Genomic DNA, 16,279 nt, shown 5'->3' on the forward strand with positions numbered 1-16,279 from the left:
CGGAAAGCGAAGCCCAATGCGGAAAACAACAGCGTGTTTAACAGAGCCAAATATAATAAAATACACACAGGATTGTGACTGGTAAAGCAGGCAAGACCTAATACGCATACTCCAATAAAGAGTAGCGTATTGGGTCTTTTTCTATTTCCGCACAATTCCGACAATAGGAGGAAACACACATGTCATTTTTTAAAAAACTATTTGGTGGCAAAGAAGAAGTAAAAACAGAAGAAATGTTAGTAGCCCCGATTACTGGTAAAGTAGTACCTTTAGAAGAAGTTCCAGACCCTGTATTTGCGCAAAAAATGATGGGTGACGGTATCGCAATCGAGCCAACAGAAGGAACAGTTGTTTCCCCAGTAAACGGAGAAATCGTTCAATTTTTCCCGACAAAGCACGCTATTGGGATCAAGTCAGAAACAGGAGTGGAAGTACTGATCCACGTAGGTCTTGAAACAGTTGGCATGAAAGGGGAAGGCTTTGAAGGACTTGTAGAAGTAGGTGACAAAGTAAAAGTCGGCACGCCACTGTTAACATTTGATATCGACCTTATTAACGAAAAAGCAAAAAGCATAGTAACACCTGTTATCCTGACAAATGGAGATATCATTGATACAGTGACAAAACATGCTGCCAAAACGGCAACAAAAGGTGAAACAGCATTGTTGGATTGGAATATTAAAGCGTAATTTTCTCTTTGCATCCTTGTTTTCTTTTCCACAAGTAAGTAACTGCTTTGTATAGCCTCTTAGATTGGTTATAATAAAGGTAAAATAGGGCGGTTAAATTGGGGAGAGACAAGATTGAGAATAAGTAAAGTGTTAAACAATAACTCGGTTGTCGTCAAAGAAGATGATCAAGAGAAAATCGTGATGGGCCTTGGTGTCGGCTTCCAAAAACGTAAAAATGATCTGGTGGACCGTAGTAAAATTGAAAAGATTTTTGTGATGAAGGAGGAAAGTGACAAGTTTCAGGAGTTGCTTTCCACCCTTCCTGTGGAGCATATAGATGTGGCCGAGGAAATTATCAGTTATGCAGAAGGGAAGCTGATGGTTCCGTTAAGCAACCACATCCATATCTCTTTGACTGACCATCTATCTTTTGCGATTGAACGGTTGGAAAAAGGATATACCATTCAAAATAAATTGCTCAATGAAATAAGGGTCCTTTATAAGCCGGAATATGAAATCGGACAATGGGCGCAAGGGCTGATCAAAGAACGTTTGGGTGTTAGCATTCCAGATGATGAAGTGGGTCACATTGCCCTGCATCTTCATACTGCGAAAATGGGATCCAAAAGCATGGCAAACACCATGCAGCTGGCAGTCATCATCCGTGAAGCTATTGAGATCATTGAGAATGAATTTGGAGTGAAGATTGAGGAAACTTCAATCAATTATCAACGGTTATTGACCCATCTAAGGTTCGCGATTAATAGTGTGGAAGAAGGAGAGCCATTTCACTCCATGGACCCTGAAATGCTAGAATTACTTCAGTTGAAATTTGGAAAAGCATTCAGAACGGCGCAAAAGATTGCTGACTTTTTGGATACAGAATATGACATTCATTTTCCTTTATCAGAGGTTGGTTACATCACCCTTCATATTCAGCGATTGACAGAAAAATAAAAAGTGCTACGCTTTTGACGAATTTTATCAAACTGGATTAAAATGAAAACGTATTCGCTAACAACATGTATATACAGGATTGTGACTGGTAAAGCAGGCAAGACCTAAAACAGGCAAGGAAGTAGGGATCACTCTACCATCTTGCAGGTTTTAGGTCTTTTGTTTTTTGCTCTGAAGCTAGGTTACTGACGGGGCTGGAGCTCCAATAATGGATAAATGGTCGTTTAGGATGGATAAAACAGTTTTACAATGGATAAGTTGGTCTGTAGCGTGGATAAATTCCATTTACAATGGATAAATCTCATTTATAATGGATATTTAAAAATCGACCTAATTTCAAACGAGTATTCTCTATTCCAGCAACAGAAGTAACCAAAATTCACAGGAATATAAAAAAATAATAGGAAAAAGAGGTGCTCATCATGAATTATAACAAGGTAGCGAAAGACTTGATTCCACTGCTTGGTGGTGCAGACAATGTCATCAGTGCCACACACTGCGCAACTCGTCTAAGACTAGTTTTAAAAGAAGATGAAAAAGCAACAGCAAACCGTGACCAAATAGAAGAGCTGGACGGAGTAAAAGGGGCATTTGCAAGTTCCGGTCAGTTCCAAGTTATTTTTGGCACAGGAATTGTGAACAAAGTGTACGCAGAATTTGCAGAAGAAGTGGGCCTTAAGGAAAAGGATACTCAAGATCATGCTGAAGCGGCGAAAAAGAAGATGAACCCGTTCGCGCGTTTCGCGAGAACACTGTCTAACATTTTCGTACCAATCATCCCTGCCATCGTGGCAAGCGGTCTATTAATGGGGTTACTTGGAATGGTAACAACATTCGGCTGGGTCGCTGCTGACAGTTCCTTTGTGAAAATGCTGAATATGTTCTCCAGCGCTGCCTTTATCATTCTCCCAATCTTGCTCGGCTATAGTGCCGCAAGAGAATTTGGAGGAAATCCGTTCCTTGGAGCAGTAATTGGGGGAATCATGACACACCCAGATTTGCTAAATCCTTGGGGACTTGCCGAAGCAAAGCCGGAATACATGGATTTCATGGGACTTGATGTCGCATTAATTGGTTACCAAGGGACAGTTGTACCGGTTCTGCTTGCGGTTTTTGTCATGAGCTTAATTGAAAAGAATTTGCGAAAAATCGTACCAAGTGCAGTAGATTTACTTGTAACACCATTTGTAACAGTTATTTTGACTGGATTTATCACGCTTCTTGCTATCGGACCATTAGGAAATGCCGTCGGTTCCGGCATAACAGTTGTGTTGAATTTTGTTTACGACTATGGCAGTGTCTTTGCCGGCCTTATTTTTGGTGGATTGTACTCATTGATTGTTATCACAGGGGTTCACCACAGTTTCCATGCGATTGAAGCGGGCCTTTTGGCAGAACTTGGCTTAAACTATCTTTTGCCTATCTGGTCCATGGCCAATGTAGCACAAGGTGGAGCAGGGCTGGCTGTTTACTTCTTAGCAAAGCGTACAAAAACGAAAGAGCTAGCGTTACCTGCAGCATTATCGGCCTTTCTGGGAATTACAGAACCAGTTATTTTCGGGGTAAACTTGAGGTATCGTAAGCCATTTATTGGAGCGGCAATTGGAGGCGCGTTAGGTGGAGCCTATGTGGTATTTACGAATGTTGTCGCAAACGCATACGGCCTGACAGGAATCCCTATGATTGCCATCCTTGTTGAGTTTGGCACTGTCAATGTCGTGAACTACCTAATTGGTTTCGCCATCGCGGTAGTAGGTGCCTTCATCGCAACATGGTTTATGGGCATTAAGGAAGAAGACGTAAAGTAGCAAGTTTTCACCTGATGACTGAAGTGTAGGGAGTGAGACTCCGGCGAGATGTAGCGGTAGCTTGTGACCCCCTGAAGCGTTGCGAGGAGGCTCAAGCACACGCCCCGCGGAAAGCGAAACTCCCGGAACGAAAGGAATCAGGAAGTATATCCAAACGTAATGGAAAAGGAGGGGCCACCCCATGAAAAAAGGAATCATCTCACTAGGAGAAGCACTCATAGATTTCATCCCGCTAGACCCAGACAATATCACCTATCAGAAAAGCCCAGGTGGAGCCCCGGCAAACGTAGCAGTTGGCGTCGCCCGACTAGAAGCGAAATCCACTTTTATAGGGAAAGTCGGAAACGACGTGCTGGGAAGATTTCTGAAAAAAACACTAGCAGACTATGGAGTCAACACAAGCTCGATGTTGTTGACCGATGACACCCGCACAGGTGTCGTATTCGTTACACTAGAAAACGGAGAGCGCAGCTTTGACTTCTACATCAATCCAAGTGCGGATCGGTTTTTAACAGAAGAAGAGATAGAGGAAAAGCTTTTTGACGAAAATAAAATCCTGCATTTCGGCTCGATTTCCCTTATAAGCGAGCCGACAAGAAGTGCCACCATTAAAGCGGTGAAGTTTGCTAAAGAAAAAGGTCTCATCGTTTCCTATGACCCGAATTTACGCCTTGGCCTTTGGGACAGCGAGGAAGCGGCAAAAGAACAGATTATTTCCATGCTTCCATATGCCGATATCTTAAAGATTTCCGAAGAAGAATTGGAGTTCATTACTGGTGAAAAGGATATCGAAAAAGGTGCGGAGAAACTAGCAGCATACGAAATTCCGCTTTTACTTGTGACGCTTGGATCAGAAGGCAGTTATGTTTTCACTCAGGAAGGACATCAGCATGTACCGGCACGCAAGGTGACAACAGTGGATACGACAGGCGCTGGGGATGCGTTTGTCTCCGGAATACTTTATACGGCAAATGAGTGGGAAGGGGATATCGGCACCATTACACTTGAGAAGGCCGTGGAAATGGCGACTTTTGCAAGTGTTTCCGGATCCCTTGCTGCCTCTGAAAAAGGTGCCATGACAGCCTTACCTTCATTAGAGCAGGTTCAATTAATCTTAGCAAAATAAAGGAGTTTTTCTTTTATGACAGAAAGAGAGCAAGAGCTTATTAAACTTGCAGAGGAAGAAGTGGAGAAAAATAAAGAGGTCGTCGAGCACGATCCTTACCGTTTACACTACCACCTCATGCCACCTGTCGGCTTATTGAATGATCCGAATGGCTTTATACAGTGGAACGGTACGTACCATCTGTTTTATCAATGGATGCCATTTAAAACAGGCCATGGAGCTAAGTTTTGGGGGCATTATTCCTCTGAGGATCTCGTAAATTGGAAGCACAAGCCGATAGCGTTGGCTCCAAGTGAATGGTTTGAAAAGAACGGATGCTACTCAGGAAGTGCTATCGAGCATGATGGGAAGCTGGTCCTTTTTTACACCGGGAATGTAAAGGATACCGATGGAAACCGGGAAACCTACCAGTGTATGGCAGTTTCAGAAGATGGCCTAACTTTCAATAAAAAAGGTCCAGTGGTGAATTTGCCGGAAGGATATACTGCTCATTTCCGAGATCCAAAGGTGTGGAAAAAGGATTCGGAATGGTATATGGTCGTCGGTGCCCAAAGTGAGGAACTGACAGGAAAGGTGGCCCTTTTAAAGTCTGTTGATTTGACAGAATGGCAACACTTAGGTGCCATTGCTGGGTCCGGTATGAACGGATTAGGAGACTTCGGTTATATGTGGGAGTGCCCGGATCTTTTTGAACTTGATGGTGTGGATGTACTGGTTGCGTCGCCCCAGGGCTTGAAGGCGGAAGGTATGAAGTATCAAAACGTTTACCAAGCAGGCTATTTTATTGGAAAGCTAGATTATGGGAGAGCTTCATTTGAACATGGTGACTTTATGGAGCTCGACCGGGGCTTTGAATTCTATGCCCCCCAAACCACTTTGGATCAAAAAGGCCGTCGTCTGATGGTCGGCTGGATGGGGGTGCCTGAGCAGGATGAGGATAAGCATCCTACCATTGCACACAAATGGATTCATGCTTTAACCTTGCCGCGTGAATTACATTTGGTCGATGGGAAGTTGTTGCAGGTTCCTGTGGAAGAGTTAGTAAATTTAAGAAAAACAGCGTTGGTTGCTGTTAACGATATCAAACTTTCTGACGAAAAAGAGGAAGTATTTTTTGAAGAAAGAAGTGCTGCTTTTGAGATGGTTCTTTCTTTTAAAAGGGATGTTGCATCATTTGAGCTGGATATGAGTGATACCGTCCGGTTTACTTTTGACGCTTCTGTGAGTGTCTTTTCCCTGTACCGAAAGAGTTTTGTAACGGGGGAATGGGAAACACGCAGCTGTAGGCTGCAGGCATTAACAGAATTGCGCGCGTATGTAGATACTTCTTCTTTAGAGGTGTTTTTGAACGGAGGGGAAGAGGTATTTACTGCGCGGATTTTTCCAGATGGACCAGACGCCGCGGGGATAACGGTGTCAGGAGCAGGGACGATTGCTGAGTTGAACGTTTGGGGAATCGATGCTTAAAAGCATGTGGTTTAAACGAGGTAAGGCTGGATGAAGACACTTTCAGTAGAAAAAACAACGTGAGAGTGTCTTCATAAGTGGGATGAAGACACTTTCGGTAGGAAAAACAGCTTGAGATTGTCTTCACGAGTTAGATGATGACAATCTCAACCCAATAAACGTCTTGGAATTGTCTTCATCCTCCCCTTTAGCAATTTGTCTCTTAGTCCGACGCCTTTGTTCTCTGTAAAGTGTTTTCCCGTCTTGAAATGTATTAGATAAAAACTATGTGGAATGCTAAAGAGAAGCCTAAAATCAAAATCTGGCTTCTCTTTTTTGCTTTTCAACTAGGAAAAAGGTCCTGTAAAACAAATCCCAAAGGAGGCGCAAACAATCAATGGAATTAGTAATTTACCTTATCTTCACCTGGTTTATCGCAACTTATTTCTTTTTCCAAAAGAAGCGTCTTCTCTTTATAGAGAACCTTATGCTATTTCTGTTTTTCCTTTTTATCAATAAGTGCATACTGACGATGATCAGTATGAATTTAAGTCTTATCACATATAGCAAGGAGCCGCATTTGTTCATTTGTTTTTGGCTACAGCGAAATATTATTTTCCCGTTGATTTTGCTCATTTTCGTTAATGGGGTGTTCACAAGATCGTTGGGGATAAAAGTAATAGCAGGGGTATTCACAGTCATCTTCACTTTGTTAACCGAGGCAATGGCTATCCATTTCTCCATCATTGAGTACCACATGTGGTCATTTTTCATCTCATTTGTGATGGCGTCATGCTATCTCGTGCTGGCTTTGGGAATTTCGGCATTTTATCGCCGATTACTAGCAAGAGAAGGGATGGTGAGCTCTTGATATGGAACCAACACCAACTATTAATTATGACTTCTATTTCAACTCTAATGAATGGTTTATCATAGTATCTTTGCTTGCCGGCTATGCGATCATTTTCTTTTTGCCAAAAAGATTTCCGTTGCCGTTAAGCTTACTGTTTCTCATTATTGGGATCAATAGTGGCATTGTGTTTGATCATACCATTAGCATCCCGCCCTTTGACTTTTACGATGTAAATGACAGTTCGTATTTTGAGTTGTTTGATTTTCTCTCTTATATCCAATATGGACCTTTTGGCTACCTGTTCTTTTACTTGCACAGCTACCTCAAAATAAAGGGCTATTTTAATATGCTCTATATTGTCATGTGGTCGATTATTGCAATGGTTATGGAGGCGATTGCTACATATTTTGGGGTATTTCACTATAAAGAGGGCTATGTGTTCATCTTTTCATATCCCTTCTACTTTTACATTCAATCCATTACATTAGCCCTTTATTTATACATTATGAAAAGTACAAAAATCCCACAAAAATACCCTCCACACCAGTGAAGTGTAGAGGGTATTTTTATGCCCGGCATATACCCGGTCTTTATAGAAGAAGGAAAGCTAAGGATATAATGGCTCCGCTGACAAACAGAACAATCACACAAAAGCCCATGATGTCCTTTGCTTTCAACCCTGCGATAGCAAGAGCGGGCAATGCCCAGAAAGGCTGGATCATGTTTGTCCACGCATCTCCCCATGCAACGGCAAGTGCTGTTCTTGTAACGGAAACCCCCATTGTTTGAGCGGCTTCTAACATAACTGGCGCCTGAACGGACCATTGTCCCCCTCCTGAAGGAACAAAGAAATTCACAATTCCGGCGCTAAGGAACGTGAAGAAATGGAAGGTGTGCTCATTCGAAATGTTGACAAACGCTTCAGACATGACAGCAGCAAGACCTGATAAGGTCATCATTCCCATTATCCCGGCATAGAACGGGAATTGGATGATGATGCCGCTAGCTCCTTTTACTGCATTTGTCACCGATTCAAGGAAGTTCTTCGGACGCCAGTGGAACAGAATTCCGAGGAACAAGAATAGAAAGTTTACAATATCAAGATTGAGTTTAAACCCATTATCTGCAAAATAAAAGAAAAGAAATATAAGCCCCATAACTGATACAGATAGAGATAAAATCCAACTGTTTTCCAAACGTTCAGCAGGTGTTATTTTCGATCTCTCGACTGTTGCGGCCTGCAGGCTTGATGCATCATCTAACAGGGAAGGGTCGACTGTGACTGTTTCATCTTTTGTTGGCATCATAAATCGGTTTAATAATGGCAGTGTCACAAAAAGTACAGCCAGTATGATTAGGTTGAATGGGGAGAAAATAGTCTGATCTGTTGAGATCACCCCAATTAAATCTTCTGAAAAATGTCCTTCTGTTGCGATGGTGAGCGGGATGGAGCCGGAGAATCCTCCATGCCATACAAGGAAACCACTGTAAGCGCTTGCGATTAAAAGTCTGTAATCTACATTTTCAACGCGCTTTGCCAGCTCCTTTGCAAATAATGCCCCAATAACAAGCCCGAAGCCCCAGTTGATCCAGCTAGCAATGATGGAAACAACGGTAACGATAATAATCGCGCTTCCTGGAGTTTTGGCGGTAGATGCCAAAGCACCAAGAAATCTTTTAAAAATAGCGCTGCTTGCCAGTACAAACCCTGTAACCAGAACCAAGACCATCTGCATGGAAAATGTGAGAAGAGCCCAAAAACCGCCTCCCCAATGCTGTACCATATCAGCAGGACTGCTATCAGTAAAAAGGAGTCCTAGCCCGAACACCACAAGTGTTAAGATAATAACGAACAAGAATGGATCCGGTAAATAACGTTGCATTAAACGATTAAAAAAAGAAATAATACCTTTCACGCATATCCCCCCAATAAGTTTTTTGTCAAAAATCAATCCCATCCTTCTTTTACATTTCTCTACCAATAAATATATTCCTTCTTTTTAAGAGGCAGCCCATTTTACAAATCTTCTTGACATGTAGGTTGTATTTCTATTATGTTGTAATAAAAAGTGAGTAATCACTCATTATTAAGGAGGGGTAAAACAATGACAACTCAAGTCTGCAGAGTATCGCATCTATCTATTTCTTTTGGCAGGCAAGAAGTATTGAAAGGCATTGACTTAACCATTAATAAAGGGGAAATCTTCGGTTTTCTTGGTCCATCGGGAGCAGGGAAAACAACGCTTGTAAAAGCAATCGCCGGGCTGCAGCCCATTAACAACGGGGAGGTGGAGGTGCTTGCACGTAAAATGCCCACTTTGTCACTTTCAGAGAAAATCGGATACATGGCGCAATTAGATGCGCTGTATCAAGATTTGACTGCACAGGAGAATCTGCAATTTTTTTCATCCCTGTATAAATTAAACAAGAACGATAGAAAAAAGCGAATTGGCGAAGTGATGGAGCTGGTGAATCTTAGTGAGCATATCCATAAACCTGTGCAACAATTCTCGGGCGGGATGAAACGTAGACTCTCTCTTGCAATCTCCCTTCTTCACAACCCGGAAATTCTTATATTAGATGAACCTACAGTAGGTATTGATCCTTTGCTTAGGAAATCTATTTGGCAAGAATTAAAGGCACTTAGCCAAGCAGGCACCACCGTACTTGTTACCACACACGTAATGGATGAAGCGCAAAGATGTGATCGCCTCGCGATGATAAGAGAGGGGAATTTGCTGGCAGTAGGAAGTACAGAAGAACTGCAAAGAGTGACAGGTACAACTAGCATGGAAGATGCGTTTTTATCATTAGGAGGTGCGACAGTATGAGAATAGCGGCTGTTGTGATTCGTATTTTACGCCAATTTCTTCGTGATAAAAGAACATTAGGGTTAATGATTTTCGCACCTATGCTCATCTTGGCTCTGATGAATGTGGTTTTCACAGATCAGGAGCCAACCATGGATGTAGGATTGGTGGGAGAGGTTCAATCTCTACAAGCTAATCTTGAAGATGAAAATATGGAATTTATATTAATAGATAGTGAGGAGGACGGATGGGAAAGAATAGGAGAGTCGGAAATCGATGCTTTTCTTACTAAGGAAAAAATAGTGTTAGAGGGAAGCGACCCATCTACCAACAAAGCTATCCTGCTCAAACTCCAAAAAATGAACCAACCTGACGAAAACAAAGAACTCCCTTTCGAAATAGAGTATGCATATGGATCGGAGTCGATGGAGATGTTTGATAATATCGGCCCATTTCTTATTGTATTCTTTGTATTCTTTTTCGTCTTTTTGATAGCTGGCGTATCTTTTCTTCGAGAACGGACGAGTGGAACGCTGGAGCGGTTGATGGCTACACCTATTAAGAGATCGGAGCTTGTAATAGGGTATGTGGTGGGTTTTGGAATATTTACACTTATTCAATCCAGTATCATTGTCTTGTTTACCATCTACATTCTTGATATCCAAATGGCAGGAAACATCCTATCCATTCTTTTTGTTACCTTTACTGTTGCCATCACTGCGTTGACACTTGGAACCTTGTTATCAGCATTTGCCCGAAACGAGTTACAAATGATTCAGTTCATTCCATTAGTGGTCGTTCCGCAAGTATTTTTTTCCGGGCTGTTCTCTATAGAAGCGATGCCTTCCTGGCTCCAAAAAGTGAGCTTGGTGATGCCTTTAACCTATGCAGGAGATGCGATGAAGGATATTATGATTAGAGGGAAAGGGATAGAAGAGATTTACAGCAATATACTACTGTTATTCGGATTCTCTCTTTTATTCATCTTATTAAACATAAAAGCTTTGAAAAAATATCGTCCGACGTAAGGATAATAACGGAAAGGAGCAGGCATGGACAATCAAGAAGAAAAGAAATTGAGTGAAAAACATCGTAAAATACTGGAGGCAGCCATTGAAACTTTTGCAGAAAAGGGCTATGCGGCTACTTCTACCAACGAGATAGCCAAAAAGGCAGGAGTGGCAGAAGGGACCATATTCAGACATTACAAAACGAAAAAAGAATTACTCCTTTCCATCGTTTCTCCAACGGTTGCCAAATTTGTCGCCCCGCATCTCGCTAAATCTTTCTCCAAGGAAGTATTTGAGGGGGAGTATAACAGCTATGAGGAATTTCTTAGAAAACTGGCATACAATCGTTATGAATTTATTAAACAGAATTTCCCGATTCTAAAAATCTTCATTCAGGAAGTCGCGTTTCATGAAGAGTTTCAAAAGCCATATTTTAACCTTTTCAGGGAAGTGATCCTTCCAAACTTTACAAAAGTCGTGGTACATTTCCAAGAGAAAGGGGAGTTAAAAAAGCTCCCGCCTGATACCATCATCCGCTTTACTATATCAACTATTGCTGGAACGATCTTTACTCAACGTTTCCTTGATCAGTCACAGGATTTTAATGAAGAACTAGAAGCCGCCATTTCCTTTTTAATGGATGGCTTGAATCCTGGTCCGAGAGGTTAAAGTGGAAAAGAAATAACCTCCATGTGTACAATGAAAAAAAAGACCACAGGAGGGACCATCGTGAATCAGACAATTGACACCATACTATCGCACCGATCCGTGCGGAAATTTGAAGATAAGCTCCTAACAGACGAACAGATCAACACGATTGTAAAAAGTGCGCAGGCAGCTTCCACGTCGAGCTTTGTTCAAGCCTATTCCATTATTGGAGTAAAAGATAAGGATAAGAAAAAACGCTTGGCTGAGCTTGCTGGAAATCAATCATATGTAGAGGATAATGGTCATTTCTTGGTCTTCTGCGCGGATTTCCACCGCCATGCATTAATTGGTGACATGGAAAGGACAGATGTCACCTCTTCTATTGAGAGCACGGAAAAATTTATGGTGGCAGTCATTGATGCATCGCTTGCCGCACAAAACGCTTCCGTTGCTGCAGAGTCCATGGGTCTTGGCATCTGCTATATCGGTGGACTTCGTACGAATATTGCAGAAGTGGCAGAGCTCTTGAAATTGCCGGCAAACACCATTCCCTTATTCGGCCTTGCAGTAGGCTATCCCGCTCAGGATACCGGAGTGAAGCCGCGTTTACCTTTGGAGAATGTGTATCACGAAGAGGTTTATCAGCAGGATGACAACGTCTTCAAGGAGCAACTGGAAGAGTACAACCGAGAGATTTCCGCCTATTATCACGAGCGTACACAAGGAAAACGTTCAGACACATGGACCAGTCAAATGGCAGGTATGCTAAAAGAACCGAAGCGCATGCATATGAAGGGGTTTGTGGAGAAACAGGGATTTGCGAAAAAATAATGGTTACATATAAAGAAGGCAGCCTCGTCACCGGTGACGGGGCCGCCTTTTTTATTTTTTGGAACTTATTAAGTAATTTAAGTGTGGAATAATCGTTAGGGTAATTCTTGATCGTCGTGATGAAGACCTCAGTGACGGGGAAAAAGGAGAAGAGAGGTCCTCATGTAGGTGATGAAGACATCAGTGACGAGAAAAAAGGAGAAGAGAGGTCTTCATGGGGGTGATGAAGACCTTAATGATGAGAAAAAGGGAAAAGAGAGGTCTTCATAAAGGTGATGAAGACCTCAGTGACCGTCGATTTCCGTTCCAGGCGCTTCGCTTGCCTGCGGGCGGTCCGCGAGCCTCCTCACCTTCCTCCCGCGGGCGTCTACGCGCATTCCACTTCAATCAACAAGGTTACTACATTCACTTTACCTTTACAATTTTCTTCACTATAGGAACCAACGCATAACCAATATAAAACCCAAACACATTCAAAATCAGGTCATCTACATCTAGGCTGCCTCTATTGGTTAGTAGTTGGGTAATTTCGATGCATGAAATTAGGGCAAAAGGAAGGAACGTTCTAATTAGAAAGCGTCTTGTCCAAAATGCCAGCAAAACGCCAAATGGCACAAACAACCCTACATTAGCAGCCAAGTTGTAGAATGAAACAAACCAATCTGCATTACCGGAAAGATAAATCGAAATAGTTTTCATAGGAACAAGATTGGTGTTATCATAGGCCGGCTCGCTAGGCCTCATGAATAGAAGAACCAGCAGGGAAAGGGTATAGAGGCCGAAAGCTACAAGTGAAAATCCCCGTCCGATGGTTACTTGCTGACTTGTTAAAAATAAAAAAATAGCCAAGATCACGACAAACAAGCAAAAAAAGAGCACAACCAACACAACAGGATGCAAATAGGTAGTCAGTGTCCTTGTTAAAGGAATGAAAAGAATGAAAATTACAGTGCTGGTTAGGAAAGGAATCAGTATTTTTTTCAAGAAAGTGCTACCTCGCTTATAAGAAAAAATCGGGCTACGCCGCCCGATTAGTCTTTCATTGTTGTTTCTTCTTCTTCAGCATGTCCTTCTAACAATTTCTTCAATTGGGATAGATGGTCACCGTCTTCTTTTTTCAAGATCTTTCGGATGATAGGCTTGGTGAGCTTCATGACGAAGCCGGAAGTGTGAATGTCCCCTTCAAAGTTAACCTTTGTACCTCCATCTACTGTAGGCTTGAAGTCATAGTAATAGATAACCTTGAGTCCATTTGCTTCGCTCTGAACCACGTATCTTTCATTCGGTATGAATTCAATAAATTCAATTATGGAGGAAGCTTGACGTCCGCGAATTTCACGAGTTTCCTTAAACTTTGTACCAACCTGTAGTGGTCCGTCTGTCAATTTTTCGATTGCTACAACGTTTTCCATTATTTTTGTAGAGTTGTCCATGTTGGCCGCAAAAGAAAATACCTCTTCTAAAGGCTTTGAAATAATGACGGAGTCTTGGATATCTGGCATGGTAATTGCTCCTCTCATAAACCATATTTAATGATTTAATAATAGCACAGAAAAAGGAAAGTCTAGCTAGAAATTGAAGTAAGAAGTTTAAAAAGTTCTTCAGACGGAAATATACACAGTAACAAGCTGAACAATTTAAAAATAGAGGAGGAATTTATTATGTTAGGATTATTAATCACCCTTATTATAGCAATCGTAATCGGTATGATCGGAAGCGCCATCGCACCGGGTGGTATGCCAGGAGGAATTTTGGGAGCTATGCTTGCAGGTCTTGTCGGAGCATGGATTGGCCACAGCTTATTTGGCACTTGGGGCCCTGTCATCGCTGACTTTGCTATCGTCCCAGCCATCATCGGTGCCGCAATCTTCGTATTCTTGCTAACATTGATTTCAAGAGGATTGAGAAGTGCAACATAATAGTAGGATAATAAAAGGTGATACCAGAAAACCTTGTTAATCATAATGGAAGCGTAGGAATGCGTAGTTGAAATCACTGAAAAACTAATGTGATATTATATTTGGTAATTTCGAGCTGTGGATTGGAGCAAAAGGCGAAGACTCCTGAGGGATTTAGCGGTAGCTTGAGACCCCACAGCGGAGCGAGGAGGCTCAAGCACCGCCCCTAGGAAAGCGAAGCCATTTGAGGAAATCCACAGCGGTGTTTGAACAATTCCCTAATTCAAAAACTTTTTCAGTGGTCTTGGCGTAGCCTGAAGTGGCCCAAGATCCTATGTGACTGGAACGGTTAGCAACGGTATACGGAAACGAAAAAAAGAGGCAACCATCTGGCTGCCTCTTTTTACTGTTTATTTCGCTTCTAAACGACGGATACGCTCATTTAAATCAGGGTGAGTAGAGAATAAAGAACTCTTTCTCTTCCCGTTGATCTTAAGAGATGCAATCGCAGTATCTTTCTCGTCCGTTACACGGTTTGTGTAAGCCTGAAGGGAACGCAATGCATGCACCATTTTGTCTTTACCTGCAAGGTCAGCGCCTCCGCGGTCAGCGTGGAACTCACGATAACGGGAGAAGGCGAATACGACGATGCTTCCAAGGATGGAGAATACGATTTGGAATACGATAATGGCAATAAAATGTACAATTGGTGCCATTTCTTCTTTTACAAAACGGGACGCGATGAATGCTGCGATACGAGCCAAGAATACAACGAATGTATTCACAACACCTTGCAATAAAGTCATCGTTACCATATCACCATTGGCAATATGGGCAACCTCATGGGCGATAACACCTTCAACAGCGGCATCGTCCATTTCATCTAATAGACCAGAAGAAACAGCTACTAAAGAACGGTTCTTGGAAGGACCTGTAGCAAATGCGTTAACCTCTGGAGAATAGTAAATTCCAACTTCCGGCATTTTCGTAATACCAGCTGCACGGGACATACGGTGAACCATTTCAACAATTTGACGCTCTTGTGAATTCATCGGACCGTCTGGATCGATGACTTTCACGTTCATCATTTTCTTTGCCATCCAACGGGACATCAATAGGGAAATGAAGGAACCTGTGAAACCAACGATGGCACTAAATACTAGAAGTGCACCGAAATCAATACCGCCGGATTCATTAATATAATTTCCAGCACCAGTCACCATAAAGATGATGGAAATTGTCGTTAAGACAAGTACGTTCGTAAGGATAAAAAAGAATATACGTTTTGCCATGTTTCTCCTCCTGAATGTTTTGAGGTCTTATGAACCTCTATCTCTCTTGTTTATATTATAGAACGAATTGCCTAACTTTTCAACGAAAGTGTCTGACATTATTTGACGAAACCGGCTGGCCATTTTACTATAAATGCAGGAATGTCGGATGAAGAGGGTGTGTTAGGGTATGGGAAAAGAGTGGACCAGGTTGGAGTTAGCGGAGTTTCTAGTCAAAATGGAGCAAGGAACGCTTTCTGTTGAAAAAGGGAAGGACATGCCGAAAAGTTTTCAAAATCTTTCTTTTAAAAAGGGAAAAGAGGAAATCGGCTTGACGATGTCCAATATCGTATGGCTTGGCAATCAGTTGGAAAGTGCCCATTATACAGAGCCGGCTTTAAAAAATTGGGTAAAACGTGAAATAAAAGAATACATAGGTCCTCCTCAAGTCGGTCGGAAATATTCCATCCAGCAGGCCGCATTGCTTTTTATTGTCAAAGACCTTAAAGTGCTACTTGATTTTGAAGCAATCAGAAAGGTACTTGGCTCTATATTCAATAATCCTGTGGAGCGGGAAGACGATATCATCAGTCCTTTAAAGTTTTATCAAGGATATGCTTGTTTGTACGAACAATTGATGCAAAAGACAGATCTGCTGACGGAGAGCAACATCAAACGTGAAATTGAACAATTCTTAGAAACAGATGATGGGTTCCCTGTAGAAGATAAAGAGAAGATTTTTGATGCCATGATGGTGGCAACGCTTGCTGTTCGAACTAACTTTTTGAAAGCTTGGGCACAACGGTATGTGATGTGGGAAAACGGAAAAGAATAAGTTTATTGCATGTAAACGCTTCACTTGTAGAAGTTAGGTTATAATAGGTTTAAAGCTTGATTTGACTAGGCTTAGTATGGTATTTTCAATGCGGACTATCGCGAAATAAATTACC

General features: G+C 42.0%; 17 protein-coding genes. 13 read left to right on the forward strand and 4 right to left on the reverse strand.

Features of this window, described 5'->3' with window-relative positions; translation table 11 throughout:
* Positions 1–179 precede the first annotated feature (179 nt).
* The 7 genes from FZC76_RS04815 to FZC76_RS04845 all read left to right on the forward strand — a co-directional run bounded on the left by FZC76_RS04815 (position 180) and on the right by FZC76_RS04845 (position 7,411).
* Entirely contained in the window at positions 180–689 is a 510-nt protein-coding gene (locus FZC76_RS04815) for a PTS sugar transporter subunit IIA (protein WP_148987139.1), read from the forward strand.
* 114 nt (positions 690–803) lie between these two features.
* Entirely contained in the window at positions 804–1,628 is an 825-nt protein-coding gene (locus tag FZC76_RS04820) for a PRD domain-containing protein (protein ID WP_148987140.1), read from the forward strand.
* A 422-nt stretch (positions 1,629–2,050) separates the two neighbouring features.
* Positions 2,051–3,436, forward strand: a complete 1,386-nt coding sequence (locus FZC76_RS04825; RefSeq protein ID WP_148987141.1) for a sucrose-specific PTS transporter subunit IIBC — start codon at positions 2,051–2,053, stop codon at positions 3,434–3,436.
* Between the two features lie 181 nt (positions 3,437–3,617).
* Positions 3,618–4,562 carry an aminoimidazole riboside kinase gene (locus FZC76_RS04830; protein WP_148987142.1) on the forward strand — a complete coding sequence of 315 codons (945 nt, stop codon included), beginning with the start codon at positions 3,618–3,620 and terminating at the stop codon, positions 4,560–4,562.
* A gap of 15 nt (positions 4,563–4,577) precedes the next feature.
* Positions 4,578–6,029, forward strand: a complete 1,452-nt coding sequence (locus FZC76_RS04835; RefSeq protein WP_148987143.1) for a sucrose-6-phosphate hydrolase — start codon at positions 4,578–4,580, stop codon at positions 6,027–6,029.
* A 376-nt stretch (positions 6,030–6,405) separates the two neighbouring features.
* On the forward strand, positions 6,406–6,879 hold the full coding sequence (locus FZC76_RS04840; RefSeq protein ID WP_148987144.1) for a hypothetical protein: 474 nt from the start codon (positions 6,406–6,408) through the stop codon (positions 6,877–6,879).
* Between the two features lies 1 nt (position 6,880).
* Positions 6,881–7,411, forward strand: a complete 531-nt coding sequence (locus FZC76_RS04845) for a hypothetical protein (RefSeq protein WP_148987145.1) — start codon at positions 6,881–6,883, stop codon at positions 7,409–7,411.
* Between the two features lie 40 nt (positions 7,412–7,451).
* On the opposite strand, the gene FZC76_RS04850 is transcribed toward FZC76_RS04845, so the two are convergent.
* Positions 7,452–8,777, reverse strand: coding sequence for a short-chain fatty acid transporter (locus tag FZC76_RS04850; protein WP_148987146.1), 1,326 nt, complete (start codon positions 8,775–8,777; stop codon positions 7,452–7,454).
* Between the two features lie 189 nt (positions 8,778–8,966).
* Between FZC76_RS04850 and ccmA the strand changes: the two genes are divergently transcribed.
* The 4 genes from ccmA to nfsA are packed head-to-tail and all read left to right on the forward strand — an operon-like array spanning position 8,967 to position 12,160.
* Entirely contained in the window at positions 8,967–9,692 is a 726-nt protein-coding gene (ccmA, locus tag FZC76_RS04855) for a heme ABC exporter ATP-binding protein CcmA (protein WP_148987147.1), read from the forward strand.
* Positions 9,689–10,699 (forward strand): ABC transporter permease, encoded by a 1,011-nt coding sequence (locus tag FZC76_RS04860; RefSeq protein WP_148987148.1) that lies wholly within the window; start codon positions 9,689–9,691, stop codon positions 10,697–10,699. The genes ccmA and FZC76_RS04860 overlap by 4 nt, the downstream gene beginning before the upstream one ends.
* Positions 10,700–10,723: 24 nt before the next feature.
* Positions 10,724–11,350, forward strand: a complete 627-nt coding sequence (locus tag FZC76_RS04865) for a TetR/AcrR family transcriptional regulator (protein ID WP_148987149.1) — start codon at positions 10,724–10,726, stop codon at positions 11,348–11,350.
* A gap of 60 nt (positions 11,351–11,410) precedes the next feature.
* Positions 11,411–12,160, forward strand: a complete 750-nt coding sequence (nfsA, locus tag FZC76_RS04870; RefSeq protein WP_148987150.1) for an oxygen-insensitive NADPH nitroreductase — start codon at positions 11,411–11,413, stop codon at positions 12,158–12,160.
* 405 nt (positions 12,161–12,565) lie between these two features.
* On the opposite strand, the gene FZC76_RS04875 is transcribed toward nfsA, so the two are convergent.
* Positions 12,566–13,144, reverse strand: coding sequence for a VanZ family protein (locus FZC76_RS04875; protein WP_148987151.1), 579 nt, complete (start codon positions 13,142–13,144; stop codon positions 12,566–12,568).
* 47 nt (positions 13,145–13,191) lie between these two features.
* Complete coding sequence (locus tag FZC76_RS04880; protein WP_148987152.1) at positions 13,192–13,662, reverse strand: SRPBCC family protein; 471 nt, start codon at positions 13,660–13,662, stop codon at positions 13,192–13,194.
* 159 nt (positions 13,663–13,821) lie between these two features.
* On the opposite strand from FZC76_RS04880, the gene FZC76_RS04885 reads away from it, so the two are divergent.
* Complete coding sequence (locus FZC76_RS04885) at positions 13,822–14,079, forward strand: GlsB/YeaQ/YmgE family stress response membrane protein (protein ID WP_148987153.1); 258 nt, start codon at positions 13,822–13,824, stop codon at positions 14,077–14,079.
* Between the two features lie 389 nt (positions 14,080–14,468).
* Here the strand turns inward: FZC76_RS04885 and htpX are convergent, their stop codons facing one another.
* Positions 14,469–15,350, reverse strand: a complete 882-nt coding sequence (htpX, locus tag FZC76_RS04890; protein ID WP_148987154.1) for a protease HtpX — start codon at positions 15,348–15,350, stop codon at positions 14,469–14,471.
* Between the two features lie 169 nt (positions 15,351–15,519).
* Between htpX and FZC76_RS04895 the strand changes: the two genes are divergently transcribed.
* Positions 15,520–16,164, forward strand: coding sequence for a DUF1836 domain-containing protein (locus FZC76_RS04895; RefSeq protein ID WP_148987155.1), 645 nt, complete (start codon positions 15,520–15,522; stop codon positions 16,162–16,164).
* The last annotated feature ends 115 nt before the right edge of the window (positions 16,165–16,279 follow it).

The organism is Sutcliffiella horikoshii (genome assembly GCF_008180725.1).
Classification (GTDB): Bacteria; Bacillota; Bacilli; order Bacillales; family Bacillaceae_I; genus Sutcliffiella_A; species Sutcliffiella_A horikoshii_B.